Origin of the sequence: Micromonospora sp. L31, assembly GCF_052068075.1 — a bacterium.
In the GTDB taxonomy this organism is placed as follows: domain Bacteria; phylum Actinomycetota; class Actinomycetes; order Mycobacteriales; family Micromonosporaceae; genus Micromonospora; species Micromonospora purpureochromogenes.
This window is the reverse complement of sequence record NZ_JBQHDC010000012.1, coordinates 90,885-115,435: the sequence shown is the minus strand read 5'-3', so window position 1 is coordinate 115,435 and position 24,551 is coordinate 90,885. Positions and strand designations below refer to the sequence as shown.

The window sequence follows — 24,551 nt, the reverse complement described above, 5'->3', positions numbered from 1 at the left end:
TGACCGGTGGTGCGCCGGGTGCCGCCGCAGAAGCCGGCCCGGCCGGCGGTGGTCAGGCGGGTTGGGTGCGCAGGTAGCGGCCGAAGTGCGGGACGGTGAAGGCGACCGTGCCCCGCTCGCCGGAGTAGATCAGGCCCTTCTTGATCAGCGCGTCCCGGGCCGGGGAGAGGCTCGCCGGCTTGCGCCCGAGCGCCCGGGCGATCTCCGCGGTCGGCACGGCCGCGTCCATGTCGTCCCGGCCGCCGCCGTCGGCCTCCCCTTCCACCAGGGACAGCGTCGCCATCGCGCGCATGTACTCGCGCTCGGCCGGGGTGGCCCGCTCGAACCGGGAGCCGAAGAAGCCGACCGCCAGTTCGGCCTCCGCCTCGGGGGCGGCCACCCGCACGTCCGCCGCGGTGATCGGCGAGCGGGGCGCGTGGTCCCAGGTCGCCTTTCCGTACGCCTGGACGAAGTAGGGATAGCCGCCGGACTTCTCGTAGAGCAGGTCGAGGGCCTTCTGCTCGTACTCGACCTCCTCCCGCTCGGCCGGCGCGCAGAGCGCCTGGTCGGCGGCGATCCGGTCGAGCCGGTCGATCCGCTGGTAGCGGAACAGCCGTTCGGAGTAGGACTTGGCCGCGCTGAGCACGGCCGGCAGGTGCGGCAGGCCGGCGCCCACCACGATCAGCGGGGCGCCGAGCTGGGACAGCTCGTGGCAGGCGGCGCAGAGCGCGGAGACGTCCTCCGGGCCGAGGTCCTGCATCTCGTCGATGAAGACGGCGATCCCGGTGCCCACGTCGGCGGCCACCCCGGCCGCGTCGCTGAGCAGCTCGACCAGGTCGATCTCGATGTCGCCGGAGTCGGCCCGGCCGCTGCTCGCCGGCACGTCGATGCCGGGCTGCCAGCGGTCGCGCAGCTTGGGGGCGGCGGCACCGCGCCCGGCGGGTGCGGAGCGCTGGGCGAACGCCTTGAGCACGCCGAGGAAGGCGTCGATCCGGTCCGGGGCCCGGTGCCGGGGGGCCAGCTCACGGACGGCCATGTGCAGCGCGGCGGCCACCGGCCGGCGCAGTGACTGGTCCGGCCGGGCCTCGATCTTGCCGGTGCCCCAGAGATGGTTGATCGCCTGCGAGCGGAGGGTGTTCAGCAGCACCGTCTTGCCGACGCCGCGCAGCCCGGTGAGCATCAGGCTGCGCTCGGGGCGGCCCCGGGCGATGCGTTCCAGGACCACGTCGAAGACGTCCAGCTCCCGGCCCCGGCCGGCGAGCTCGGGCGGACGCTGGCCGGCGCCGGGGGCGTACGGGTTGCGGACCGGATCCACGCATCGCAGAGTATCGGGCCGTCTAGCCGGGGGACTAGAGATGCATAGACGGCGCTACCGGCGTGTCTGCGCGCCTCGACAGCAATCTTGCCCTGTCTAGCATGGACGCTAGACAGGGCAAGATTGACCTACTAGGAGTGTTTCCGCAGGCAGAGCACGTAGTCGAAGAGGTCGACCGGGTTGTCGTGCACGTAGTTGACCGTCGACCTCGGCGAGAGGGTTCGGCACCGCTGCCCGTCCGTGGTCGCCGGGATTCGCAGCAGCACCTCGAACGTGTCCGGGCCGCAGGGCACCTCGCGCAGCTCGGCCTCCTCGTCCGTGCCGTCGTTGACCACGCAGTCGCCCACCGCCACGTCGATCCCCTCCGCGGACTCGGCGGTGCTCGGGTCGGTGCCCGGCTCCTCCGGCGCCGCCGCCGACGGTTCCGCCGAGGTGACCACCGTCGGCGACGGCTCGTCGGCGCTGGTCGCCCGCCACACCGCGAAGCCGGTCAGCCCGAGGCAGGGGCAGAGCAGCAGGACCGCGACCAGCCCGATGACCAGGGCGATCCGGCCGCCGTTGCGCCGGGGCGGGGGCGCCGGCGGCAGCGCGTACCCCGCGGGTGGTGGCGCGTGGAACTGCGGGACGGGCCCGGCCGGCGGGAACGGCCCCGGCGGGGGGTACCCGCCGCCCGGGGCGGGGGGTGGCGGTCCGACAGGGCCGGAGGTGGGTCGCTGGTACGGGTCGTCCGGCTGACCGGGTGGTCCGAAGGATGCCATGTCTTCCCCAGGGGTGGGATCAGCGCTGCTTCAGGCAGAGGACGAAGTCGAGGGTGTCCAGTTCGCTGTCGAAGAAGTACCAGTTGGTGTAGCCGGTGACGTTGGCGCACTTGGCCTCGGCGTCCTTCTCACCGCTGGTCTCGCCGTCGAAACGCCGCAGCACCTCGTACGTCTTCGGGGCGCAGTCGCTGATCAGCAGCTTGGGCTTGCCGCCCGCCGGACCCTCGTTGCGCACGCACTGCCCCGCCTTCACGAAGCGCGGATCGGCGGACGAGGCCGGCGCGGGGGTGGTCGGCGCCGGTTCGCCCGGGCCGGGCAGCGCCGCGCTCGGCGCCGTGGAGGCGGTGGGCGCGGCGTTCGACGCCGGTTCGTCGTCCCGGCCGGCCAGGTACCACAGCGTGGCGGCACCGGCGAGGACGAGCACCGCCAGCACGGCCAGCACCGCGATCAGCGGACCCCGACCCCGCTTCGGCTGCGGCGGCGTCGGATCGCCGAGGTACGCGCTGGGGCCGGCCGACCGGTACGGCCCGGTGGACGGGTGGACCTCGGTGGCCGCCCACCCGGGCTGCGGGTACGGCTGCTGGGCGTGCGGCTCGCCCCACGCGGGCGGGCCGTGCGGATCCGGTGCGGCGCCGTACGCGTCGTCCGGGCGTCGCCCGCCCCAAGGCTCCGGGGCGCCGCCACCCGGTGGCCCATAGTTCGCCATGCACGCCTCCTGCGTACTCGCTGCTGAGAGGCCGGACACCCGTGCGGGACACCGACGCCGTGGTCACCGTAGCGTGGCCCACCGATGAGCTCACCTCCCGCGATTGCGACACCCACCCGGCCCGGCCTGATCTGGACGGCGCTGCTGCTGGTCTACGTCCTGTGGGGCTCCACCTACCTCGGCATCCGGATCGCCGTGGAGTCCATGCCGCCGCTCGCCTCGGCCGCCCTCCGGTTCGCCACCGCCGGGCTGGTGCTCGCCGTCGTCCTGCGGGTGCGACGCGGCCCGGGGGCGTTGCGGGTCGACCGGCGTCAGCTCGCCTCCGCCGCCCTGGTCGGGGTGCTGCTGCTGGCCGGCGGCAACGGCCTGGTGGTGCTCGCCGAGGCGGGTCCGCCCGGGGTGGCCGTGCCGTCGGGCATCGCCGCGCTGCTGGTGGCCACCGTCCCGCTGCTGGTGGTGCTGCTGCGCACCGCCACCGGCGACCGACCGCGCGGCTGGACCTTCGCCGGAGTGACGCTCGGCTTCCTCGGCCTGGTGCTGCTGGTGCTGCCCACCGGCGGCACGGGCGCGGTGCCGCTGGCCGGCGCGCTCACCGTGGTCGCCGCGGCCACCTCCTGGTCGGTCGGCTCGTTCCTGTCCGGTCGGCTGGCCATGCCCGGCGACCCGTTCGTCGCCACCGTGTACGAGATGTTCGCCGGCGCGGCGGCGCTCGCCGTGGTCGCCCTGGCCCGGGGCGAGCTGCATGACTTCTCGCCGAGCGAGGTGACGGGCCGGTCCTGGGCGGCGCTGGCGTACCTGATGGTGGCCGGCTCGCTGGTGGCCTTCACCGCGTACGTCTGGCTGCTGCACCACGCGCCCATCTCACTGGTCGCCACGTACGCCTACGTCAACCCGGCCGTCGCGGTCGGGCTCGGCGCGCTGCTGGTCGCCGAGCCGATCACCGCGCAGGTGCTGCTGGGCGGCGCGGTGATCGTGGCCGGCGTGGCGCTGGTGGTGAGCACGGAGCGACCCCGGCGGCCGGCGGCGGAGCCCGCCGACGGGGCAGCCGCGGAACCGGCGCACCGGTAACGTCCCGGCCCGTGTCCGTCGGGCTGCTGACCGTCGCCGCGCTCTGCGGCGGCCTCGTCGGTGCGGCGGCGCCGACGTTCGCCGGCTGGTTCACCACGGACCGGTCCGCCACCGGCCGGTGGACGGTCGGCTGGGCGGTCGTCGGTGCGCTGGTGTTCGCCGGGCTGGCCGCCGCGCTCGGGCCGGACCCGGCGCTGCCGGCGTACCTGTTGGTGGCGGCCTTCGGTGTGGTGCTGGCGGTGGTCGACCTGGCCTGCCTGCGGCTGCCCGATCCGCTGGTCGGCGCGGCCGCCCTCGGCGGCGGCGCCGGCCTCGGGGTGGCCGCGCTCGCCGCCGGCACGCCGGGCCGCCTGGCGGTCGCCCTCGCCGGGGCCGCACTCTCCTTCTCCGGGTACGTCCTGCTGGCGCTGCTGCCCGGTGCCCGGCTCGGCTTCGGCGACGTCAAGCTCGCCGCCGCCCTCGGCCTGCCGCTGGGCTGGCTGGGCTGGCCGACCCTGGGCTACGGGCTGCTCCTGCCGCACCTGCTGAACGGCGTGCTGGTGCTGGCCCTGCTGGCCGCCCGCCGGGTGCGCCGGGACACCGCCCTGCCGTTCGGCCCGGCGCTGCTCGCCGGGGCCTGGCTGGCCGTGCTCCTCGCCTGACCCGGCCGCCCTGCTCGCCGGCCCGGCGGGCAGTCAGATCAGGCGGAGCTGGCGGTCCTTCGGTCGGCGGGGCTCGGTCTCGCCGAAGCGCTCGAAGAGCCCGGCGTCGATCACGTCGAGGAACGGCGACGGCCGGCACTCCCGCTCCGACCCGTGCCGGACCCGGCGGGCGGCGTGGCTGACGTAGAGCCGGTCCTGGGCGCGGGTCAGGCCGACGAAGAAGAGCCGCCGCTCCTCGGCGACCGCGTCGTCGTCCGGCTCGGTGCCGGGCCAGCGCAGCGGCAGCAGCCCGTCCTCGGCCCCGACCAGGAAGACCACCGGGAACTCCAGCCCCTTGGCGGCGTGCAGGGTGAGCAGGGTGACCGCCTCGGCGCGCGGGTCGAGCGCGTCCACCTCCGCGCCGGTGGCGAGCTGGGACAGGAACAGCCCGAGGTCGTCGCCGCAGCGGCGGGCCAGCGGGGTGAGCAGGTCGACCGCCGTACGGACGTCCTCGGGGCGCACCGCGGCGGCGGCGCCGTCCAGCGTCGGCACGGCGAAGCGCTCCGCCAGCACCTGGCCCGCCAGCCGGACGCGGGCCGGCAACGAACCGTCCAGCCCGTCGGCGTGCCGCAGCTCCCGGGCGATGGCGGTCACCCCGGGCCGGTCCCGCAGCCGGTCGTGCGAGCGCTTCTGCACCGGGATGTTCGCCCGGGCGAGGGCGTCGACGATCGGGGCGGCCTGCGCGTCGGTGCGGTAGAGCACCGCGATGTCCGAGAAGGAGAGCGTGGTCGACCGGCCGTCGATCCGACCCGAGTCCAGCGACCGGTGGGACAGGCCGCCGACCAGCTCGTCGATGGTGCGTACCAGGAAATCGGCCTCGTCGGCGACGGAGGCCGCCGGGTAGCGGCCGACCAGCGGGGCCTCCGGGTCGAGTCGCGCCGGGTCGAGCCGGCGGCCCCGCACCAGCGACGACGGCGCGATGGCCTGCACGGCGGCGGCCAGGATCGGTGCAGACGAGCGGTAGTTGCGGTTCAGCCGGACCAGCCGGGCGTCGGTGAAGTCCTGCGAGAAGCGCAGGAAGTAGCCCACGTCCGCGCCCCGGAACGAGTAGATCGCCTGGTCCGGGTCGCCGATCGCGCAGAGGTTGCCGTCGGCGGGGCTGAGCAGGCGCAGCAGCTCGTACTGGACCGCGTCGACGTCCTGGTACTCGTCGACGAAGATCCACCGCCAGCGTTCGCGGTAGTCGCGCACCAGCTTCTTGTCGGCCTTCAGCAGCGCGACCGGCAGGGTCAGCAGCTCGTCCAGGTCGACCAGGTCCTGCTTGCGCAGCAGCGCGGTGTAGCGGTCCGGGTCGTCGCCGGCCTCGGCGCGGGCGGCCGCCCGGTCGGCGTCGTCGGCGATCCGGAAGTCCGCCGGCAGCCCGGCGGCGGCCGCGTTCTCCCGCAGGATGGCCAGCCCGAGCGAGTGGAACGTGCCGACGGTGACGTCCTCGGCAACCGGGCCGAGCAGCCCGTCGAGGCGGTGCCGCAGCTCCTCGGCGGCCCGCCGGGTGAAGGTGATCGCCAGGCACTGCTCGGGGAAGACGTTCAGCTCCGCGCAGAGGTACGCGATCCGGTGGGTGAGCGTCCGGGTCTTGCCGGTACCGGGGCCGGCCACGATCAGCAGCGGGCCACCCGGCGCGGACGCGGCCACCCGCTGCATCGCGTCCAACCGGTCGAGCAGGCCGGTGCCGACCTCCTCCATGCCGGCGAGCATCGGCTCGAACGGCTCGTGCGGCGAGGGCGCCGGCGCGATCGGCGGGGGAGGCGGCGGCGCGGCCTTCCGCTTCGGCTCGGCCTTCGGCGCCGCCGGGCGGCGGGCCTTCGCCCCCGCCGCCGGCTCCGCGGGCCGTCGCTGCGCCGGCACGGGTACGTCGAAGAGCGTCTCCGCCTGCGCTCCCGTCGCCTTCGCGCCCAGCTCGGCGGGGTCGAAGAGGGTGATCACGCCGTACTCGCCGTCGTAGCCGGGCACCCGGCGGACGTCGCCGCGGCGCAGCCGGCCGATCCCCTCGGCCAGCAACTCGCCGCCGACCCGCCCGATCTCGTCCAGCGGGGTACGGGTGAGGATCTCCAGCTCCGGGCCGAGCGCGGCGACCAGCTCGTGGAGTTTCCCCTCGACCTTCTTGCTCCGCGCACCCACCTTGTTGATCTCGCCGAGGATCTCGGCCAGCGGCACCAGGTGGGTGACCTCGCGGGCGTGCGCGGGGCGGTGCCCCGCCGGCCGGTCGGCCAGCTCCTCGACCCGGCTCAGCACGCCGACGGTCAACGGCTTGCCGCACTCCGGGCAGCGCCCGCCGGCCTGCCGGGTCCGCCCGGGCGACCAGTTGACGCCGCAGAGCCGGTGCCCGTCCGCGTGGTACTTCCCCTCCTCTGGGAAGAACTCGATCGTCCCGGCCAGCCCGTCGCCGGTGCGCAGCGCCTCGCGGATAGCGAAGTAGTCGCGGTCGGCGGAGAAGACCGTCGCCTCCCGGGCCAGCGCCGGCGGGGAGTGCGCGTCGGAGTTCGAGACGAGCTGGTAGCCGTCCAGGCTGCCGACCCGCCAGTTCATCTCCGGGTCGGACGAGAGGCCGGTCTCCACCGCGAAGACGTGCTCGGCCAGGTCGGCGTAGCAGTCGGCGATCGCGTCGAAGCCGGACTTCGAGCCGAGCGCGGAGAACCAGGGCGTCCAGATGTGCGCCGGGACCAGGTAGCCGTCGCCGCTGGCCTCCAGGGTGATCTCCAGCAGGTCCCGGGAATCCAGGCCGAGGATCGGCCGGCCGTCTGAGCCGAGGTTGCCGATCCGGCCCAGGGCCGTGTTGAACCGCGCCACCGCGTCCAGGTCGGGCAGATAGATCAGGTGGTGGACCTTGCGGGTCCGGTCGTCCCGCTTGTAGATCGTGGAGATCTCCACGCTGAGCATGAACCGGACCGGGTCGGTCTCCGCCTCGCTGGCCAGCCGGGGCGGCAGCCGGCGGGCGATGTCCCGCTCCGCCTCCGGGGCGAGCCGGTAGAGCCCGGGCTCGGCCGGGTGCAGCGTCTCGCGCAGGTGGTCGTACCAGGCGGGGTGGGTGAAGTCCCCGGTGCCGAGCACGCCGATGCCCTTGCGCCGGGCCCACCAGCCGAGGTTGGGCAGGGTGAGATCGCGGCTGCACGCGCGCGAGTACTTCGAGTGGATGTGCAGGTCCGCGACGAACGGCGGGACGCCACCGGGGGGTGCGGCGCTGAACGGAGGCACGCCGCATCCTGTCACGGCCGGTCCATCACCCGCCCGCCGCCACGCGTACGGGTGACCTGAGCAATCCGGTGCTGGACTCCGCCGCCCGGTCGCGCTATGGGGCGCGCAGCTCCACCAGGGTGATCTGCGGCGGGGCGCCGACCCGCACCGGCGGGCCCCAGAAACCGGCGCCGTTGGTGACGTACACCTTCGTGCCGTCCACCTCGCCGAGCCCGGAGACGACCGGCTGCTGGAGCTTGACGGCCAGGTTGAACGGCACGATCTGGCCGCCGTGGGTGTGTCCGGAGAGCTGGAGGTCGACGCCGAACTTCGCCGCCTCGTGCGCGGCGACCGGCTGGTGGGCCAGCAGCACGACCGGGCGGCTCGGGTCGCGGTCGCCGAGCGCGGCCGCGAAGTCGGCGGGCGCGGCCAGGCCGGTGCCGGCGGCGGTCACGTCGTTGACGCCGGCCACGTCCAGCACGCCACCCCGGGCGCGGATCTCCTGCCGCTGGTTCTGCAACACCCGCAGGCCGAGCCGGTCCACCTCCTGGACCCACTCCTCCACCCCGGAGTAGTACTCGTGGTTGCCGGTGACGAAGAAGTTGCCGTAGCGGGACCGCAGGCCGCGCAGCGGCGCCGCGGCCTCGCCCAGCTCGGCGACCGAGCCGTCGACCAGGTCGCCGACGACCGCGACGAGGTCGGCGTCGAGGCGGTTGATCGCGGCGACGATCCGTTCGGTGTGCTCCCGCCCGCGCAGCGGGCCGAGGTGGATGTCGGAGACGGTGGCGATCCGCAGCCCGTCCATGCTGCGCGGCAGCTTCGCCAGCGGGATCCGGACCCGGTCCAGCTCGGGCGGGCCCGTCGCCACCCGGACGCCGTAGCCGGTGACGCCGGCCGCGGTGAGCCCGGCGAAGATCGCCGCGCCCCGGGCCAGCAGCAGCCGGCGCGAGGCGTCGTGGTCGGGCTGGTCCACGGCGTCGACGGCCGGCGGGTCGGCGGTGCCGGCCGCGCCGACCAGCACCGGCTCGGGCGCGGCGGCGGTCGACTCGGCGACCGCCGACCGGCGGCGCAGCACCAGTCGGGCGACCGCCATCGGCACTTCCAGCACCAGCAGCAGGACCAGCAGGTAGAACATCACCGCCAGCCAGAGGTAGCCCGGCCAGGCCAGCCAGAACGCCCCGACCGCCCGGGTGCCGGCCATCGTCGCCGGTACGAGCAGCGCCAGCAGCAGCGCGGCCACCGCGCCGATCCGCCGCCCCCGTCCGGGACGGGTGGTGTCCTTGACCAGCCGCTTCCACAGGTAGAAGTGGATCAGGCCGATGATCAGGGCCAGGGTGGCCAGGAACGCCAGAGTCGCCAACATGCCAGCCCTTTCTCAGCCGCCCGCGAAGGGGGGCAGCACGTCGATCGTGACCCCGGCCGGCAACGGCGTCCCACGATCATGACAGCGCACCCCGTCGACCAGGAAACTCGCCACCTCCAGCACGGCGGCCAGCCCTGGCCCGTGCCGCTCGGCGAGTTCACCGACCAGTTCGTCCAGCGAACGGCCGGCGGATGCGCTCTCCTCGGTGCGGCCGGCGGCGGCCCGGGCCCCGGCGAAGTAGCGGACGGTGAGATCCACGGCTCAGCCTCCGATCGCGGACATCGGCCGGGCCGGTTGCAGGAAGGTGGGGTCGTCGATGCCGTGCCCGGCGCGCTTGCCCCGCATGGCCACCTGCCAGCGGCGGGCCAGCTCCGCGTCGTCCGCCCCGCCGCGCAGCGCGCCGCGCAGGTCGGACTCCTCGGTGGCGAAGAGGCAGGCCCGGATCTGGCCGTCGGCGGTGAGCCGGGTCCGGTCGCAGTCGCCGCAGAACGGCCGGGTGACGCTGGCGATCACGCCGACCCGGGCCGGTCCGCCGCCGACCAGCCAGGTCTCGGCGGGGGCCGCGCCCCGCTCGGCCGAGTCGGGCGTCAGGGCGAACGCGCCGGCCAGCGAGGCCAGGATCTCGTCGGCGGTGACCATGGTGGCCCGGTCCCAGCCGTGCTGGGCGTCCAGCGGCATCTGCTCGATGAACCGCAGCTCGTAGCCGTGGTCGAGGGCGAACCGCAGCAGCGCCGGGGCCTCGTCGTCGTTGACGCCCCGCATCAGCACCGAATTGACCTTGACCGGGGTGAGCCCGGCGGCGGCGGCGCCGGCCAGCCCGGCGAGCACGTCGGCCAGCCGGTCACGCCGGGTCAGCCGGCTGAACCGGTCGCGGTCCAGGGTGTCCAACGACACGTTCACCCGGTCCAGCCCGGCCGCGCGCAGGGTGGGGGCGAGCCGGTCCAGGCCGATGCCGTTGGTGGTGAGGGAGATCCGGGGGCGGGGGGTCAGCGCGGCCACCTCGGTGACGATGCCGGCCAGCCCCGGCCGGATCAGCGGCTCGCCGCCGGTGAAGCGGACCTCGGTCACCCCGAGCCGTTCCACGGCGACCCGGACCAATCGGACGATCTCGTCGTCGCCGAGCAGCTGCGGCCCGGCCAGCCAAGGCAGACCCTCCGCCGGCATGCAGTACGTGCAGCGCAGGTTGCACTTGTCGGTCAGCGAGACCCGCAGGTCCCGGGCGACACGGCCGTACCGGTCGGCGAGGACGCCCTCGGCGGGCGGGGCGACGGTCACCCGTCGACCGTAGCGCGGCCGGTCCCGCCCAGCGCTGCTCGGGCGGCCCCGATTACCGCATCCCGGTACGCCGCGCCGAAGACGGCGGTGTGCACCAGCAGCAGGTGGAGCTGGTGCAGCGGCAGTCGGTCCCGCCAGCCGTCGGCCAGCGGCCACTCCTCCCGGTAGGCGCCGACGATCCGGTCGAGGTGCGGCGCGCCGCCGAAGAGGGCCAGTTGGGCCAGGTCGGTCTCCCGGTGCCCGCCGTGCGCGGCCGGGTCGACCAGCCAGGCCCGGTCGTCCACGCCCCAGAGCACGTTCCCCGGCCACAGGTCGCCGTGCAGCCGGGCCGGCGGCTCGTCGCCGCCGACCTCGCCGATCCGGGCGACAACCTGCTCCACCAGCGCGGCGTCCGCCCCGGTGAGCGCGCCGCCGTCCACCGACAGCGCCAGGTACGGCAGCAGCCGACGCCGGGCGAACCAGTCCGGCCAGGGCCCCTCGTCGGGGGTGTTGTCCTGCGGCAGCGGGCCGATGAAGCCGGGCCAGTCGGCGCCGAAGGCGGACGCCCCGGCCCGGTGCATCCCGGCCAGTTCCCGGCCGAACCGTTCGGCCGCCTCCGGGGACGGCTCGCCCGGCTCCACCCAGTCCAGCGCCAGCAGCTCCGGCAGCGCCGCCACCACCTCCGGTACGGCCACCGTGCCCGCCGCGCGCAGCCAACGCAGCCCGGCCGCCTCGCTGGCGAAGAAGCCCTCGGGCACCGGTTGGTCGGCCCGCTCCGGCCAGCTCTTGGCGAAGACGGAGTGACCGTCGTCCAGGGTGAGCCGGGAGGCGGCGCAGACGTCCCCGCCGGAGACCGGCGTCTCCCGGATCCGCTGGTGGGTCAGGAACGTCGGCAGGTGCTCCGGGTGCGCCCGCAGGTACGCCAGGTCCATCAGCGCAAGGTAGCCGCTCCCTGCCGCAACCGGGGGATTCCGAAGCCTGGCAAATCAATGACCTGTGGGAACACTCTCCGTGTCTGTGGACAACCCGCGTGTCGTCCACAGGGCCTGTCGGACGCGTCCCCCGGGTCGCAGGCTGCCGGCATGACCGCGACCGACCGCCCCCGGCTCACCGTCCGCTCGCCCGCCGACCTGCTCGCCGCCGTGCCGTACCTGCTCGGTTTCCATCCCGCCGACAGCGTCGTCGTGGTGGCGATGCGCGCCCAGCGGGTCGTCTTCGCCGCCCGTGCCGACCTGCCCGACCGTGGCACCGACCCCCGGCTGCCCGCCGACCACCTCGGCGGCGTCCTCGGCCGGCAGGACGCCGACGCCGCCACCGTCATCGGGTACGGCCCGGCCGACCGGGTCACCCCGACCGTCGACGCGGTACGCGCCGCACTGACCACGGCCGGCCTGACCGTGCTCGACGCGATGCGGGTGACCGACGGCCGGTACTGGTCGTACCTGTGCGCGGAGGCGGCCTGCTGTCCGCCCGACGGCACCCCGTACGACCCGGGCAGCAGCGAGGTCAGCGCCGCCGCGGTCTACGCCGGTCAGGTGGCGCTGCCCGACCGGGCCGCTCTCACCGCCCAGGTGGCCGCCGCCGACGGGCAGGACCGGGCGGCGATGCGGCAGGCCGGCGTCCGGGCCGAGCGGCGGCTGCTCACCCTGCTGGAGGAGGCGCCCGCCGCCGACCTGCTCGGCGGTCGCTCCATCCGGGCGGCCGGCGTCGCCGCCGTGCGGGACGCCCGGCGGGCGCACCGCCAGGGCGAGCGGCTCACCGACGACGAGGTGGCCTGGCTCAGCCTGCTCCTGACCCACCTCCCGGTGCGCGACCACGCCTGGGAACGCACCGACGGGCGGGAGGAGGACATCGACCTCTGGGGCGACGTGCTGCGCCGCGCCGAGGAGGAGCTGATCGCGGCGCCGGCGAGCCTGCTGGCCTTCGCCGCCTGGCGAGCCGGCCAGGGCGCCCTGGCCGCGGTCGCGTTGGAGCGGGCGCTGGCAGTCCACCCCGACTACTCCCTGGCCCAGCTCCTCGACGACCTGCTCCGCCGCGGCGTACCCCCGGCCGAGCTGGACGGCTGGCCGGCCGTCGGAGAGCCGGGCGTGGTCCGGCGGCGTCCCCGCCGGCGACGACACGTGCGGCGGGGCCTCGGATGAGGGTCGTGCGGGAAATTCTGCCGGCGGGCGGCTCAGTCGACCAGCATCCGGTGCCCGCCGGCGTAGACGTTCATCGTCCGGCCGCGCAGGAAGCCGACCAGCGTCATCCCGGCCTCCTCCGCCAGGTCGGCGGCGAGCGAGCTGGGCGCGGAGACCGCCGCGAGCAGCGGTACGCCGGCCATCCACGCCTTCTGGGTCAGCTCGAAGCTGGCCCGACCGGAGACCAGCAGCAGGTGCCCGGCCAGCGGGAGACGACGTTCCCGCACCGCCCAGCCGACCACCTTGTCCACCGCGTTGTGCCGGCCGACGTCCTCCCGCAGCACCACCGGCTCGCCCTCGGCGGTGAACAGCCCCGCCGCGTGCAGGCCGCCGGTGCGGTCGAAGGCCCGCTGGGCCGCCCGCAACCGGTCGGGCAGCGCGGCGAGCACCTCGGCCCGGACGGTGAGCGGATCGTCCACCACCGGGTACGGCGACCGGGTCCGCACCGCCTCGATGCTGGCCTTGCCGCAGACCCCGCACGAGCTGGTGGTGTAGAAGTTCCGGGACGGGTCGGTGGTGGGCTCCGGCACGCCCGGGGCGAGCACCACGTCCACCACGTTGTACGTGTTCGGGGTCTCCGCCCCGGCGCAGAGCTGGGCGGTGAGCACGTCCTCGGTCGACCGGATCAGCCCCTCGGTGAGCAGGAAGCCGATCGCCAGGTCGATGTCGTCGCCGGGGGTACGCATGGTGACCGCCAGCGGCCGGCGTCGACCGGGACCGGCCGGGCCGACCCGGATCTCCAGCGGCTCCTCCACCGAGAGGGTGTCCGGCCGGCGTACCGGGGCGCGTCCGTCGGCCACCGCGTCGAGGTCGATGCGGAGCACACTCCGCCGGTCAGTCGCCCGTCCCATCCCGCCATCCTCCCCCGCCCGCCGAGCGACCCGCACCACGACGCCGGCCGGCCGGCGGGCCCGCCGATCCAGTTCGCTGGTGGGGTAGGGCGCACGGGCCGACGACCCGCACCAGGACGCCGGCCGGCGTGCGGGCCCGCCGATCCCGCGACGTCGGCGGCGGAGGGCGGACGACGACGCCGGCCGGGCGGACGGGTCGGCGCGAGGCTACGGTGGCCCGGTGACGGCGTACGCGGCGGTGGTGCTCGCAGGCGGGGCGGCGCGCCGGATGGGCGGTCGGGACAAGCCGGCGCTGCCGGTCGGCGGAACGCCGATGCGGGAGCGGGTGCTGGCGGCCGTCGCCGACGCGGCCCCGCGGATCCTGGTCGGGCCGGCCGACGCGGTCCCCGGCGACGTGCTGGTGACCCGAGAGCGACCGCCGGGCGGTGGCCCGGTGGCGGCGACCGCAGCCGGGCTCGCACTGCTGCCCCCCGACACGACCACCGTCGCCCTGCTCGCCGCCGACCTGCCGCTGCTCACCCGGGAGGCGGTCGGCGTGCTGCTGCGCACGCTGCACCCGGAGCCCGACGGGGCGCCGCCGCGCGGTCACGGGGACGACGGGCCGGACGGGGTCTGCCTCCTCGACGACCGGGGCCGGCGGCAGCCGCTGTGCGGTGTGTGGCGGGCGGCGGCGTTGCGGGACGCGCTGGCCCGCCTCGTCGGGCGTCGGGGCGGTACGCCCGACGGCGCCTCGATGCGGGAGTTGCTCGCCGAGCTGAGGGTGCGTGACCTGCCGTGGTCCGGCAGCGGCCCGCCGCCGTGGTTCGACTGCGACACTGACTCGGACGTACGCCGGGCTGAGGAGTGGACGCGATGACGGTGATGGACGACTGGCTGACGGCGGCCTGCGCCGAGCTGGGGCTCGACCCGGCCGAGGTCCCGGTGCCGACGGTGCTCGACCTGGCCAGGGACGTCGCCCACCAGGTGCTGCGGCCGGGCGCGCCGGTGAGCGCGTACCTGCTCGGGGTGGCGGTCGGGCGCGGCGCCGACCCGGCGGGCGCCGCCGCGCGGCTGAGCGCCCTGGCCGCGACCTGGCCGGTGGAGCTGGGCGGCGACCGCCCCGACTGAGTCGCACCCGCCGCGTTGTCCGATCCCGGTCGCGGTGGATTCGACACCGGGTGGGCCTGGGTAGGGTGACCTTGACGGACGGAGGCGATCATGACGGCAGACCACCCCTCGAAGCCGACCGGTGATCAGCCCGGCAGCTCGCCGGAGCAGCACGAGTCGGTCCTGCTGGACGAGCCGAGCACGGCCGACCTGCGGGCCAAGGTGACCGAGGCGTGGCGGGAGTTCGCCCGCGCCCTGGCCGAGCGGCTGCGCGCGCTGCCCACCGGGGCGCACGTCGAGCTGACCCTCGACCCGACCGCCTCCGGCACCGGCAACGCCATCTACTCGATCAGCGTGGACGTGGGCGACGGGGGGCGGGTCTCCGCACGGGCGGTCGGCAACGCCACCCTGCCGCAGGGCTACCGGCTGGACCGGGCCGCCGTCGCGGACATGATCGCGCTGGGCTGGTCGCCGCCGGGCGTGCTGGAGGGCTCCCGGGACCAGTTCGGCCTGGAGGGCTCGACCGCCGACGCCAGCAAGGTGGCCGCGCTGCTCTCCCGCACCCTGCGCGACGTCTACGGCGCCCCGCACCCGGCCTTCCTCGTCTACCTCGTGCACGACGCCGAGGGGGAGCCGCTGCCGGCCGAACCGCTCGGCACCGCGCGCAGCGAGTTCGGCCCGGACCGCGACGTCGAGGCGGACCTCGACGAGGCGCTGGCCGCCGCCGCGAGCGCGCAGAAGAGCGAAGAGGGCGAGGACGTGCTCGCGCTGGAGGAGCGGGTCCGCACCGTCGTGTCGACCATGCTCAAGTCGAAGTCCGACCAGCTCCAGGTGGACTCGGACGGCGACATCAACATCCGGGCCGGCTCGGCGATGGTGTTCGTCCGGGTACGCGACAACCCGCCGCTGGTCGACGTCTTCTCGCCGGTGCTCACCGAGGTGGAGCCGACCGAGCGCCTCTACGTGAAGCTCTCCGAGCTGACCAACCGGATGCCGATCGGCCGGCTCTACTGCGCCGACGACACCGTCTGGGCCTCCATCCCGGTCTTCGGCCGCAACTTCCAGGCCACCCACCTGATGCTCGCGGTGCAGGTGATGACCGGGCTGGCCGACGAGCTGGACGACCGGCTGCACGGCGAGTTCGGCGGCAAGCGGTTCTTCGGCGAGGGTGACAAGCCGAGCCGGCCGGCGGACTCCGAGCACCGGACGGGCATGTACCTCTGACTTCCGGCGGCGCCCGCTCGCCCCGTGCGCCGACTCGTCAGCCGACGTCGAGCAGGGTCTTGCCGACGGTGGCCCGCGACTGCATCGCGGCGTGCGCCTCGGCGGCCCGCTCCAACGGGAACCGCTGCCCGATCAGCGGGCGCAGCCGCCCGGCCGCGCCCTCGGCCAGCGCCCGCCCGGTGAGCGCGCGCAGCTCGTCCGGGCCGGCGGTCGGTCGCAGCAGCGTCACCCCGCGCGCCGTGGCGGTCTCCGCCGGCACGTCGGTCCAGCTGCCGGAGGCGAGCCCGAAGCTGAGCATCCGACCGCCGGGGTCGAGCAGGTCGAACGCCGCACTGCCAACGTCGCCGCCGACGCCGTCGAAGACGACGTCCACCCCACCGGTCGCGGCGCGTACCCGGTCGGCCCAGTCGGGCTCCCGGTAGTCGATCACGACGTCGGCGCCCGCCGCCCGGACCAGTTCCGTCTTGCGGGGGCCGCCGGCCAGGCCCACCACCCGTGCTCCCGCCCGCGCGGCGAGCTGGACCAGCAGGCCGCCCACCCCACCGGCGGCGGCCTCGACCAGTACCCGTTCCCCTGCCTTGGGGGCTGCCGAGTCGGCCAGCAGCAGCGCGGTGCGGCCGTCGGCGAGCAGCGCCACCGCGTCGTCCAGCGCCAGCGCGTCGGGCACCTCGACCGGCGCGGCCCGGTCCACGACGACCCGTTCGGCGTACCCGCCGGAGCCGCCGGTGCCGCTGACCACCCGTCGGCCGACCAGCCCGGGGTCCACGTCCGGGCCCACCGCGCCGATCACGCCGCCGACCCCGTTGCCGGGGATCACCGGCAACGGGCCGCGGAACGGCCCGAAACCGGTGGCCCGGAACATCGTCTCGACGAAGGTGAGGTTGACGTGGGCCACCTCGATCAGCACCTGCCCCGGCCCGGGCGTCGGGTCGGACGCCGTTCCCGGCACCAGCACCTCCGGCCCGCCGAACTCCCGCAGCCACACCGCCCGCACGATCCCCCCTCACGCCGCCCGTCCGGCCCAGTCGACGACATGAAGTGGGGTTGAGGTCAAGCGCGGGTCAGCCGGTGGACGGCCCGACGCCGGGGGACTCGACCAGGCGGGAGAGCACGATGGTGCTCCGGGTGGAGGTCACGAACGACTCCGCCCGCAGCCGCTCCAGCGCCTCCTCCAGGTGGGCGATGTCGGCGGCCCGCAGGTGCACCAGGGCGTCCGCCTCGCCCGAGACGGTGTACGCCCCGACCACCTCCGGGTGCCGCCGGGCGGCCACCCCGATCTGCGCGGGGGTGGTCCGGCCGGCGCAGAAGAGCTCGACGAAGGCCTCCGTGGTCCAGCCGACGGCGGCCGGGTCGACCACCGCCGTGAAGCCCCGGATCACCCCGGCGGAGCGGAGCCGGTCGACGCGTCTCTTCACCGCCGGAGCGGAGAGTGACACCCGGGTGCCGATGTCGGCGTACGACGCGCGAGCGTCCGCCACGAGCAACGCAATGATTCGCTGGTCGACCGCGTCTATCTGCAACGTTCCGCCTTCAGAAAGCAAGAGTTCTGGCTGTTACCAAAGTTCTACGCTACCTACTCTTGGTCACCGTGAACCAGCAGCGAGTGCCGCGAAAGCGGACATATCTCATGTGCTCGCCCGAGCATTTCGCCGTCGAGTACGCCATCAACCCGTGGATGGACGTCACCACCGCGGTCGACGCGGAGCTGGCGGTCAAGCAGTGGGACCGTCTGCGGGAAACGCTGGTCGGCCTCGGCCACGACGTGCACCTGCTCACCCCCGAGGCCGGGCTGCCGGACATGGTCTTCGCCGCCAACGGTGCCTTCGTGGTGGACGGGACGGTCTACGGCGCCCAGTTCAAGCACGAGCAGCGGACCGCCGAGGCCGCCGCGCACCGGGCGTTCTACGAGTCGCAGGGCTGGCGGTTCATCGCGCCGAGCGAGACCAACGAGGGCGAGGGTGACTTCGCGTACCTGCCGGAGGCGCACGGCGGGCTGGTCCTCGCCGGCCACGGCTTCCGCACCGAGCTGCCGGCGCACGCCGAGGCGCAGGAGGCGCTTGGCCGGCCGGTGGTGTCGCTGCGCCTGATCGACCCGCGCTTCTACCACCTCGACGTGGCGCTGGCCTCGATCGACGACGAGAACATCGTCTACTTCCCGGGCGCCTTCTCGGCGGCCAGCCAGAAGGTGCTCACCCAGCTCTTCCCCGACGCCGTGATCGCGGACGACGAGGATGCGATGACCTTCGGCCTGAACCTGGTCAGCGACGGGCTCAACGTCGTGCTCAACAGCGAGGCGACCCGGCTGGCCGGCAAGCTCAAGGCGGCCGGCTACCACCCGGTGCCGGTCGAGCTGGCCGAGCTGAAGAAGGGCGGCGGCAGCGTGAAGTGCTGCATCGCCGAGCTGCGTCACTGACGCCACCACGGCGTACGCCGAGGGCCGGCCTCCCCCCGGGGAGACCGGCCCTCAGTGCGTACGGGGCCCCGCGCTCAGCCGAGCGTGGCGATCTCGTTGAGCATGACGTTGGACAGCAGCCGGCCGTCGAACTGCACGGTGCGCAGGTACCACCGCTGCTGCGGCGTGCGGGGCTGGTTGAACTGCCACACCCCGCGCGGGCTGTCGATCTGGCCCACCTTGCCGAGGGCCAGGTTGACCTGCTGCGGGGTCGGGTTCGCCCCGGCGATCCGGATCGCCCCGTCGAGCACCTGGGCGGCGTCGTACGAGGCCATCGCGTAGGTGCTGGGCGAGACGTTGAACGTCTTGCGGTACGCGGAGGCGAAGATCCGGTTGGCGTTGTTGTTCAGGTCGGCCGAGTAGTTCGACACGGTCTGGATCGGGCCGGGCAGCAGCCGTTCCTCCTTGTCCAGCAGCACCCCGCGTACCTCGTTGAGCACGCTGCCCTCGGTGAGGAAGCCGGGCGCGTAGATCGGCCCGGTGTAGGCCGGGCGGTGCCGGCGCAGCTGCTTGATGAACTGGATGGCCGCGGTGCCGGAGAAGTGGCAGAAGATCGCGGTGGGCCTGCGGTTGAGCGCCTGCCGGATGTCGTAGGCGTACGTGCTCTCGCCCGGGTTGGCGGTGGGGTTCGTCCAGACCGGCTCGCCGGCGATCCGCGGATCGTCGACGCCGAAGCCCTGGCGGAAGCCCTGCACGACGTCGAGGCTGGCGCCGCCCTCCGGCGCGATGATCAACACCCGGCTGCCGGCCGGCAGCCGCTGCTTGAGGTACGCCCCGAGCGCCCGGCCCGGCTCGTCCAGCACGTACGAGGTGCGCCAGATGTAGACCACGCTCTGCAGGCTGACCGGCGAGGCGTTCGACCCGATCAGCGGCACCCGGGCCTTCTCCACGATGTCCCGGATGCCGGACATCACCGTCGGGTTGACCACCCCGGTGAGAGCGAGCACGCCCTGCTTGAGCAGGCCGTTGACGGCGTCCTGACCGGTTTCGGCCCTGTCGCCCTCGTCGGCCTTCACCAGGGTCACCGGGTGCCCGCCGAGGCGCTGGCCGTGGGTGGCCAGGTAGAGCTCGAAGCCGTTGACGAGGTCCTCGCCGATGGTCTTGCCCGAGCCACTTTCGGGGGCGACGAGACCGATCTTGATCGGCGAGCCGGTCGCGACCGGCTCAGCCTCGTCGTCCGTGCCGCAGCCGGCGACCAGCCCGGTGGTACCGAGCGCGGCCAGCAGCTGCAGGGCGCGCCTGCGGTTCATCTGCGACACCAAAATCCTTCCGGAGCGTTGCGGGGCGTCACCGCCCCCTCGGCGTTCTACCTGGTTGACGACGCTGCGTCAATGGCTAGTGATCTTTGTGCAGCGACTGCAACGCGGCTCTGACGCGCGGCCAGGCGGCCGACTCCGGGTCGATGAGCCCGAAGTGCTCGCATTCCGGCAGTTCAACGAGGCTCACATCGGCCCCCGCCGCCTTGGCCGCAGCCGCGTAACCCCGGCTGATCGTTACCGGCACCTGCAGGTCCTGGACCCCGTGGAGGATCACGGTACGTGTCCGAAGCGGCACCAACTCCCGTGGATCGGCCGCCGCGTACCGGTCCGGGTGCTCCGTCGGGCCGCCGCCGAGCAGCGCGGCCACCGCCCCGCCGTCCAGGTCCAGCCGGTACGCCTCGGCGAGGTCGGCGACCGGGGCCAGCGCCAGCACCCCCCGTACGGTGGCCGGGGCGTGCGCCGCCGCGTAGAGCGCGAGGTGCCCACCGGCCGAGTGCCCGAGCAGCAGCGGTGGCCCGGCGGCCACCCGGCCCGGCAGGGCGCGGGCGGCCAGCGCGGGCAGCGCCGCCACCCCGGCCAGCACGTCGGTGAGGGTGCCCGGCCAGCCCCCGCCCGGCTGCCCGGTCCGCCGGTACTCCAGCTGCGCCACCGGCCAGCCCAGCGCCGCCAGCGCGGTGGCCAGCGGGCCGGTGTGGGTCCGGTCGTACTCGGCGCGCCAGAAGCCACCGTGCAGCACCGCGACCAGCGGTCGGGCCCGGCCGTCCCCGGCGGGGCGGCGCAGGTCGACGATCTGCTCGGGGTGGTCGCCGTAGGCGAGGGTCTCATCGGGGGGCGGAGCGGGCCGGGTGAGCACGGCGCGCGGGTCGGCGGGCATGTCGGCGACGGTAGCGCGACCGCCACCGGCCGGGGGGCGTGACCGGTCCCACCGCGTGTGGCTCGCGGGCGTGGGTAAAGATGGGTGCCATGACCGACGCGCACTCCGCTGGACAGAACGACGAGCCGGGCACCGAGGACACCGGGCACTCGGGCACCGTGGTGGTGATCGGGCCGGACGGGCGCCCGGTCGGCACCGTGCAGACCGACGAGCAGGCGGGCGAGGACCCGACCCGCCTGGTCGAGCAGCCGGCCAAGGTGATGCGGATCGGCAGCATGATCAAGCAGCTGCTGGAGGAGGTCAAGTCGGCCCCGCTGGACGACGCCAGCCGGCACCGGATGCGGGAGATCCACGAGCGGTCGATCGTCGAGCTCAAGGAGGGCCTCGCCCCCGAGCTGCGCGAGGAGCTGGAGCGGATCTCGCTGCCCTTCACCGAGGAGAAGGCGCCCAGCGAGGGCGAGCTGCGCATCGCCCACGCCCAGCTCGTCGGCTGGCTGGAGGGGTTGTTCCACGGCATCCAGGCCGCGCTGGTCGCCCAGCAGATGGCCGCCCGGGTGCAGCTGGAGCAGATGCGTTCCGGCCGGCAGGCGCTGCCGAGCGGTCCCGGCGGGATGGTGCCGGGCATGCCGGGCATCGGCCAGCCGCAGGGTGGCGAGGGGCATCCCACCGGCCAGTACCTCTGACCGGCCGGTCCGCTCAGCCCACCCCGAAGACCTTCTCCAGGTACGCCGCCACGCCGTCGGCGGAGTTCGCTCCGGTCACCTCGTCGGCGATCTCCAGGACGGCGGGGTGTGCGTTGGCCACCGCCACCGCCCGACCGGCCCAGGTCAGCATCGGCAGGTCGTTGGGCATGTCGCCGAACGCGAGCACGTCGCGTTCGTGGATGCCGAGGCGGGCGGCGTACCAGGCCAGCCCGGCCGCCTTGGTCACCCCGGCGGCGGAGATCTCCACCAGCCCGCTGTACGACGAGTGCGTCGCCTCGGCCAGCCCCTGCAGCGCCCCGGCCACCACCCGGACGAAGACGTCCGGGTCCTGCTCCCCGGCCCGGGCCAGCAGCTTCACCGCCGGTACGGAGTGCAGCTCCTCGGGCGACTCGACGGCCCGGATGGCGTCGTGGTCGGCGTCCCAGCGCAGCGGGTAGTGCGCCTCGTGCCGCATCTGCCGGCTGTCGACGATCTCCACCGCGAAGCTCACCTCGGGCACCGCGGCGCGCAGCCGGCGGGCCACCTCGGCGAGGAGTTCCGGGGCGAGCGGGTCGGCCCGCAGCACCTCGTCGGCGACCGGGTCGTACACCACGGCGCCGTTGGCGCAGATCGCCGGCAGCGGGGCGGCGAGCTGGTCGTACACGAGCTGGAGCCAGCGGATCGGGCGGCCGGTGACCAGCACGACCGGCGTGCCCTGCGCGCAGATCCGCTCCAGCACCGTCGCGGTACGCGCGCTGAGCGTCCGGTCGTCGCCGAGCAGCGTGCCGTCGATGTCGGTCGCGACCAGTCGGGGTGTCTCTCCCATCACCGGGAGAGTAGCCGGTCCAGGTAGACCGCGACCCCGTCGTCGTCGTTGCGCAGGGTGATCTCGTCCGCGGCGGCGCGGACTGCGGGGTGCGCGTTGGAGACGGCCACCCGGCCCCAGCCGGCCCAGGAGAACATCGGCAGGTCGTTGGGCATGTCCCCGAAGACCAGCACCTCCGCCGGGTCGACGCCGAGCCGTTCGGCCACCACGCTGAGCCCGGTGGCCTTGTCCACCCCCGGCGGGCAGATTTCGACGAAGCCCAGCCCGGCCTGGGTGAGCGTGGCCACCTGCGGCGGGACGATCCGGCGGGCGGTGGCCAGCAGCTCGTCCACGTGGTGGTCGGCGGTCCGGACGAACGCCTTGATCACGTCACAGGAGAGGCACTCGGCGCGGCTGCGCGCCTCGAACCGGTCCTGGTACGGCCAGCTCGGGTGGTAGTCGCCCCAGAGCGGCGCGTCCTGCTCGGCGGACGCCTCGACCATCACGGTCAGCGGCCCGACCTCGGCCTCCAGGTCGGCCAGCAGTCCGGCCAGCACCTCACCGGGCAGCCGCTCGTCGCGCAGCACCACCGGGCCGGCCGGGTCGCTCTGGTCCACCACGCAGCCGCCGCCGGCCATCACCAGGAAGTCGGCGGCGCGGATGTCGTTGCGGGTGAGTTCCTTGAGCCGGGGGCCGCGACCGGTCGCGCCGACCACCGGGATGCCGGCGGCCCGCACCCGGTCGAGCACCTGGTGGGTGTACGCGGAGACGGTCTCGTCGCTACGGACGAGCGTCCCGTCCAGATCGGTGGCGATCAGCTTGGGCAGGCCCGGGCGGATCATGGTTCCTCCTTCGCCCGCCGCCGTCGCAGCCAGCCGTTTCGGTCATCGGTGCCTCGACCCGGAGTGACGGCGGGCAGCAACCGTACCTCGCGGTACCGGCCCCGACCACGGCGTTCCGGCGAATCCGGCGCCAACGCCCGGTGACGCCCGGGCCCCGTCCCGGTGGGCGCCGCCGCACCGGTGCGGCCCGGTCGGGACGGCCGGTCAGCCGGCCGACTCCCGACGGGCGAACGGCACGGTCGGCGTGACGGTGAGGTCGGCCGGGCCGTCGTCCTCCACGCGGCCGGGCCGGCGGTAGTCGACCGGCTCCGCCTCCGGGTCGGTGTCCTCCTCCGACCGCTCGGCCGGCTGCCGGCCGGCGAGCTGGAGCGCGGCCCCGGCCAGCGCGGTCGCCACGAAGGCCATCACCAGGCCCCGCCCGTAGTCCACCCGGAAGCCGTCCTCGGACGAGTAGAACAGGGCCCGCTGTCCGGAGTCGTCCAGCGAGAAGGCGGTCGCCGTCAGCAGCGCCAGCAGCGCGCCGGCCACGGCCAGACCGGCCAGCCGCGCCTCCCGCCGGACGGCCGGGCCGCCGCGCAGGGCCAGCGCCGTCACGGCGGCGAGCAGCAGCAGCCCCACCAGGTACGCGACCCCGAAGCCGTCGACCTCGGCCACCCCGCCGGGCACCCGGACGGTGACGTTGCCCTCCGGGCCCCCGTTGGGCAGCGTCATCACCAGCCACTCGCCGACCAGGGAGGCCATCGCCGCGACCGCGCCGAGGACGGCCAGCACCAGGGGCAGCCGGCGGTCCCGGCCGAGCCCGCCGAGGGCCCGGCCCCACCTTCCGGCCGGGGCGGGGGACGGCGAGCCCCACTCGACGACGGCCGTGCCGTCGGAGCGGTCCTCCTGGCGCGGGACGGGGAGATCCTGGGACATCGGCCACCTTCCGCCGTCGCGGGCCTGAACCGCATCATGACACGCCGGGCGGCGCCGGTCGGGGCACGACGTGGCGGCGGTGGGTACGCCGGGTCGGTCGCCCGACGGTGCGGTTTCGGTTAGCGTCGGGTGCATGCCTATCCGTACCGCTTCCGCACGTTGGCAGGGCAACCTCACCGAGGGTTCCGGGACCGTCCGCACCGGCAAGGGCGGACTCCAGGGGAACTACTCCTTCAAGTCGCGTTTCGAGGAGGGCGAGGGGACGAACCCCGAGGAGCTCATCGGCGCCGCGCACGCCGGCTGCTTCTCGATGGCGCTCTCCAAGCAGCTCGCCGACGCGGGCGCCACCGACTCGTCGGTGGACACCACTGCCAAGGTCCACTTCGACAAGACCGACGCGGGCATGTCCGTGACCCGGATCGACCTGGAGACCGTCGGCCAGGTGCCGGGCATGGACGAGGCGCAGTTCACCAAGCTGGCCGAGGCGGCCAAGGAGAACTGCCCGATCTCGCGGCTGCTCTCCCCGGGCGCGCAGATCAGCCTCTCCGCCCGCCTGGCCTCCTGACCCCGACCGGTCGTACGCGACGGAAAGGGTGCCGGACCGGCACCCTTTCCGTGGCTCCGCGCGGATCTTGACCGGGCGGGTCGCCCGGCGTCGGGGACAATGGACGGCGTGGCGGTCGAGATGAGCCGGGAACGCTTCGAGGAGCTGGTCGGGGAAGCCCTCGACGAGGTGCCCGAGGAGCTGCTCGGGCTGATGAGCAACGTGGTGATCCTGGTCGAGGACGACCCGCCGCCCGGCGAGGACCTGCTCGGCCTCTACGAGGGGCACGCGCTCACCAGCCGGGGATGGGACTACACCGGCGTGCTGCCGGACCGGATCCTCATCTACCGCCGCCCGATCCTGCGCATCTGCGACAGCGAGGACGACGTGGTCGACGAGGTGGCGGTGACCGTGGTCCACGAGATCGCCCACCACTTCGGCATCGACGACGACCGGTTGCACGCCCTGGGCTGGGGCTGACGGTCCTGCTCGGCGGCCCCGCTCGGCCGATGCGACCGGTTGCGCTGGTCACCTACCCTCCG

26 protein-coding genes are annotated in these 24,551 nt (G+C 74.7%); 10 read left to right on the top strand and 16 right to left on the bottom strand.

Going from position 1 to position 24,551, the window contains the following annotated elements; translation table 11 throughout:
* Positions 1-52: 52 nt before the first annotated feature.
* The 3 genes from ACTMS9_RS26455 to ACTMS9_RS26445 form a co-directional block, all read right to left on the bottom strand.
* Positions 53-1,294, bottom strand: a complete 1,242-nt coding sequence (locus ACTMS9_RS26455) for an ATP-binding protein (protein WP_154941106.1) — start codon at positions 1,292-1,294, stop codon at positions 53-55.
* Positions 1,295-1,425: 131 nt separating this feature from the next.
* The gene (locus tag ACTMS9_RS26450) at positions 1,426-1,836 is read right to left on the bottom strand and encodes an LppU/SCO3897 family protein (protein WP_441166280.1); all 411 of its coding nucleotides are present in this window, start codon (positions 1,834-1,836) and stop codon (positions 1,426-1,428) included.
* A 235-nt stretch (positions 1,837-2,071) separates the two neighbouring features.
* Positions 2,072-2,758: an LppU/SCO3897 family protein gene (locus ACTMS9_RS26445; RefSeq protein ID WP_441166267.1), complete on the bottom strand. Its 687-nt coding sequence runs from the start codon at positions 2,756-2,758 to the stop codon at positions 2,072-2,074.
* Positions 2,759-2,842: 84 nt separating this feature from the next.
* On the opposite strand from ACTMS9_RS26445, the gene ACTMS9_RS26440 reads away from it, so the two are divergent.
* Positions 2,843-3,826 carry an EamA family transporter gene (locus ACTMS9_RS26440; protein ID WP_441166266.1) on the top strand — a complete coding sequence of 328 codons (984 nt, stop codon included), beginning with the start codon at positions 2,843-2,845 and terminating at the stop codon, positions 3,824-3,826.
* Positions 3,827-3,837: 11 nt separating this feature from the next.
* Entirely contained in the window at positions 3,838-4,467 is a 630-nt protein-coding gene (locus ACTMS9_RS26435) for a prepilin peptidase (protein WP_441143762.1), read from the top strand.
* Positions 4,468-4,500: 33 nt separating this feature from the next.
* Here the strand turns inward: ACTMS9_RS26435 and ACTMS9_RS26430 are convergent, their stop codons facing one another.
* The 5 genes from ACTMS9_RS26430 to ACTMS9_RS26410 all read right to left on the bottom strand — a co-directional run bounded on the left by ACTMS9_RS26430 (position 4,501) and on the right by ACTMS9_RS26410 (position 11,226).
* Positions 4,501-7,698 (bottom strand): UvrD-helicase domain-containing protein, encoded by a 3,198-nt coding sequence (locus ACTMS9_RS26430; RefSeq protein WP_441166265.1) that lies wholly within the window; start codon positions 7,696-7,698, stop codon positions 4,501-4,503.
* A gap of 94 nt (positions 7,699-7,792) precedes the next feature.
* The gene (locus tag ACTMS9_RS26425) at positions 7,793-9,040 is read right to left on the bottom strand and encodes a metallophosphoesterase (protein WP_441166264.1); all 1,248 of its coding nucleotides are present in this window, start codon (positions 9,038-9,040) and stop codon (positions 7,793-7,795) included.
* Between the two features lie 12 nt (positions 9,041-9,052).
* Positions 9,053-9,298 (bottom strand): MoaD/ThiS family protein, encoded by a 246-nt coding sequence (locus tag ACTMS9_RS26420; protein ID WP_441143768.1) that lies wholly within the window; start codon positions 9,296-9,298, stop codon positions 9,053-9,055.
* A 3-nt stretch (positions 9,299-9,301) separates the two neighbouring features.
* The gene (moaA, locus tag ACTMS9_RS26415; protein WP_441143770.1) at positions 9,302-10,315 is read right to left on the bottom strand and encodes a GTP 3',8-cyclase MoaA; all 1,014 of its coding nucleotides are present in this window, start codon (positions 10,313-10,315) and stop codon (positions 9,302-9,304) included.
* Entirely contained in the window at positions 10,312-11,226 is a 915-nt protein-coding gene (locus ACTMS9_RS26410; RefSeq protein ID WP_441143772.1) for a fructosamine kinase family protein, read from the bottom strand. Before ACTMS9_RS26410 ends, moaA begins: the two co-directional genes overlap by 4 nt.
* Before the next feature lie 150 nt (positions 11,227-11,376).
* On the opposite strand from ACTMS9_RS26410, the gene ACTMS9_RS26405 reads away from it, so the two are divergent.
* On the top strand, positions 11,377-12,435 hold the full coding sequence (locus ACTMS9_RS26405; RefSeq protein WP_441166263.1) for a DUF4192 domain-containing protein: 1,059 nt from the start codon (positions 11,377-11,379) through the stop codon (positions 12,433-12,435).
* Between the two features lie 32 nt (positions 12,436-12,467).
* Here the strand turns inward: ACTMS9_RS26405 and fdhD are convergent, their stop codons facing one another.
* Positions 12,468-13,325 carry a formate dehydrogenase accessory sulfurtransferase FdhD gene (gene fdhD, locus ACTMS9_RS26400; protein WP_441143775.1) on the bottom strand — a complete coding sequence of 286 codons (858 nt, stop codon included), beginning with the start codon at positions 13,323-13,325 and terminating at the stop codon, positions 12,468-12,470.
* 220 nt (positions 13,326-13,545) lie between these two features.
* Here fdhD and mobA point away from each other — a divergent pair, with 220 nt between their 5' ends.
* The 3 genes from mobA (at position 13,546) to ACTMS9_RS26385 (ending at position 15,635) form a co-directional block, all read left to right on the top strand.
* Positions 13,546-14,181: a molybdenum cofactor guanylyltransferase gene (gene mobA, locus ACTMS9_RS26395; RefSeq protein WP_441166262.1), complete on the top strand. Its 636-nt coding sequence runs from the start codon at positions 13,546-13,548 to the stop codon at positions 14,179-14,181.
* Entirely contained in the window at positions 14,178-14,432 is a 255-nt protein-coding gene (locus ACTMS9_RS26390; protein WP_154941128.1) for a DUF6457 domain-containing protein, read from the top strand. The genes mobA and ACTMS9_RS26390 overlap by 4 nt, the downstream gene beginning before the upstream one ends.
* A gap of 90 nt (positions 14,433-14,522) precedes the next feature.
* Positions 14,523-15,635: a T3SS (YopN, CesT) and YbjN peptide-binding chaperone 1 gene (locus ACTMS9_RS26385; protein ID WP_441143779.1), complete on the top strand. Its 1,113-nt coding sequence runs from the start codon at positions 14,523-14,525 to the stop codon at positions 15,633-15,635.
* 37 nt (positions 15,636-15,672) lie between these two features.
* Here the strand turns inward: ACTMS9_RS26385 and ACTMS9_RS26380 are convergent, their stop codons facing one another.
* Complete coding sequence (locus ACTMS9_RS26380) at positions 15,673-16,629, bottom strand: zinc-binding dehydrogenase (protein WP_441143781.1); 957 nt, start codon at positions 16,627-16,629, stop codon at positions 15,673-15,675.
* Between the two features lie 67 nt (positions 16,630-16,696).
* Positions 16,697-17,155, bottom strand: a complete 459-nt coding sequence (locus ACTMS9_RS26375; RefSeq protein ID WP_441143783.1) for an Lrp/AsnC family transcriptional regulator — start codon at positions 17,153-17,155, stop codon at positions 16,697-16,699.
* 59 nt (positions 17,156-17,214) lie between these two features.
* On the opposite strand from ACTMS9_RS26375, the gene ddaH reads away from it, so the two are divergent.
* On the top strand, positions 17,215-18,048 hold the full coding sequence (gene ddaH, locus ACTMS9_RS26370; protein ID WP_441143785.1) for a dimethylargininase: 834 nt from the start codon (positions 17,215-17,217) through the stop codon (positions 18,046-18,048).
* A gap of 74 nt (positions 18,049-18,122) precedes the next feature.
* Here ddaH and ACTMS9_RS26365 read toward each other — a convergent pair whose 3' ends face one another.
* Both ACTMS9_RS26365 and ACTMS9_RS26360 read right to left on the bottom strand, forming a co-directional pair.
* Positions 18,123-19,346, bottom strand: a complete 1,224-nt coding sequence (locus ACTMS9_RS26365; protein ID WP_441143787.1) for an ABC transporter substrate-binding protein — start codon at positions 19,344-19,346, stop codon at positions 18,123-18,125.
* 76 nt (positions 19,347-19,422) lie between these two features.
* Positions 19,423-20,220, bottom strand: a complete 798-nt coding sequence (locus tag ACTMS9_RS26360; protein ID WP_441166261.1) for an alpha/beta hydrolase family protein — start codon at positions 20,218-20,220, stop codon at positions 19,423-19,425.
* 80 nt (positions 20,221-20,300) lie between these two features.
* Between ACTMS9_RS26360 and ACTMS9_RS26355 the strand changes: the two genes are divergently transcribed.
* The gene (locus ACTMS9_RS26355) at positions 20,301-20,903 is read left to right on the top strand and encodes a bacterial proteasome activator family protein (protein WP_334569920.1); all 603 of its coding nucleotides are present in this window, start codon (positions 20,301-20,303) and stop codon (positions 20,901-20,903) included.
* A 13-nt stretch (positions 20,904-20,916) separates the two neighbouring features.
* On the opposite strand, the gene ACTMS9_RS26350 is transcribed toward ACTMS9_RS26355, so the two are convergent.
* From ACTMS9_RS26350 to ACTMS9_RS26340, 3 genes are all read right to left on the bottom strand, one after another.
* A complete protein-coding gene (locus ACTMS9_RS26350; RefSeq protein ID WP_088959731.1) occupies positions 20,917-21,729 on the bottom strand; it encodes an HAD family hydrolase in 813 nt (270 codons plus the stop codon).
* Positions 21,729-22,550 (bottom strand): HAD family hydrolase, encoded by an 822-nt coding sequence (locus ACTMS9_RS26345; protein WP_441143792.1) that lies wholly within the window; start codon positions 22,548-22,550, stop codon positions 21,729-21,731. The genes ACTMS9_RS26350 and ACTMS9_RS26345 overlap by 1 nt, the downstream gene beginning before the upstream one ends.
* A 204-nt stretch (positions 22,551-22,754) precedes the next feature.
* Complete coding sequence (locus ACTMS9_RS26340; RefSeq protein WP_441166260.1) at positions 22,755-23,465, bottom strand: hypothetical protein; 711 nt, start codon at positions 23,463-23,465, stop codon at positions 22,755-22,757.
* Between the two features lie 133 nt (positions 23,466-23,598).
* Between ACTMS9_RS26340 and ACTMS9_RS26335 the strand changes: the two genes are divergently transcribed.
* Both ACTMS9_RS26335 and ACTMS9_RS26330 read left to right on the top strand, forming a co-directional pair.
* Positions 23,599-24,030 (top strand): OsmC family protein, encoded by a 432-nt coding sequence (locus ACTMS9_RS26335; protein WP_088959734.1) that lies wholly within the window; start codon positions 23,599-23,601, stop codon positions 24,028-24,030.
* Between the two features lie 99 nt (positions 24,031-24,129).
* A complete protein-coding gene (locus ACTMS9_RS26330; protein WP_280839077.1) occupies positions 24,130-24,489 on the top strand; it encodes a metallopeptidase family protein in 360 nt (119 codons plus the stop codon).
* The last annotated feature ends 62 nt before the right edge of the window (positions 24,490-24,551 follow it).

What these genes read in the sequence shown, in the direction of transcription:
- ACTMS9_RS26355 (WP_334569920.1), top strand. Translation starts at nt 20,301, where the DNA reads ATGGGTGCCATGACCGACGCGCACTCCGCTGGACAGAACGACGAGCCG.
- fdhD (WP_441143775.1), bottom strand. Translation starts at nt 13,325, where the DNA reads ATGGGACGGGCGACTGACCGGCGGAGTGTGCTCCGCATCGACCTCGAC.
- ACTMS9_RS26360 (WP_441166261.1), bottom strand. Translation starts at nt 20,220, where the DNA reads ATGCCCGCCGACCCGCGCGCCGTGCTCACCCGGCCCGCTCCGCCCCCC.
- ACTMS9_RS26340 (WP_441166260.1), bottom strand. Translation starts at nt 23,465, where the DNA reads ATGTCCCAGGATCTCCCCGTCCCGCGCCAGGAGGACCGCTCCGACGGC.
- ACTMS9_RS26410 (WP_441143772.1), bottom strand. Translation starts at nt 11,226, where the DNA reads ATGGACCTGGCGTACCTGCGGGCGCACCCGGAGCACCTGCCGACGTTC.
- ACTMS9_RS26350 (WP_088959731.1), bottom strand. Translation starts at nt 21,729, where the DNA reads ATGGGAGAGACACCCCGACTGGTCGCGACCGACATCGACGGCACGCTG.
- ACTMS9_RS26385 (WP_441143779.1), top strand. Translation starts at nt 14,523, where the DNA reads ATGACGGCAGACCACCCCTCGAAGCCGACCGGTGATCAGCCCGGCAGC.
- ACTMS9_RS26390 (WP_154941128.1), top strand. Translation starts at nt 14,178, where the DNA reads ATGACGGTGATGGACGACTGGCTGACGGCGGCCTGCGCCGAGCTGGGG.
- ACTMS9_RS26330 (WP_280839077.1), top strand. Translation starts at nt 24,130, where the DNA reads ATGGACGGCGTGGCGGTCGAGATGAGCCGGGAACGCTTCGAGGAGCTG.
- ACTMS9_RS26425 (WP_441166264.1), bottom strand. Translation starts at nt 9,040, where the DNA reads ATGTTGGCGACTCTGGCGTTCCTGGCCACCCTGGCCCTGATCATCGGC.
- ACTMS9_RS26335 (WP_088959734.1), top strand. Translation starts at nt 23,599, where the DNA reads ATGCCTATCCGTACCGCTTCCGCACGTTGGCAGGGCAACCTCACCGAG.
- ACTMS9_RS26345 (WP_441143792.1), bottom strand. Translation starts at nt 22,550, where the DNA reads ATGATCCGCCCGGGCCTGCCCAAGCTGATCGCCACCGATCTGGACGGG.
- ACTMS9_RS26405 (WP_441166263.1), top strand. Translation starts at nt 11,377, where the DNA reads ATGACCGCGACCGACCGCCCCCGGCTCACCGTCCGCTCGCCCGCCGAC.
- ACTMS9_RS26445 (WP_441166267.1), bottom strand. Translation starts at nt 2,758, where the DNA reads ATGGCGAACTATGGGCCACCGGGTGGCGGCGCCCCGGAGCCTTGGGGC.
- ACTMS9_RS26440 (WP_441166266.1), top strand. Translation starts at nt 2,843, where the DNA reads ATGAGCTCACCTCCCGCGATTGCGACACCCACCCGGCCCGGCCTGATC.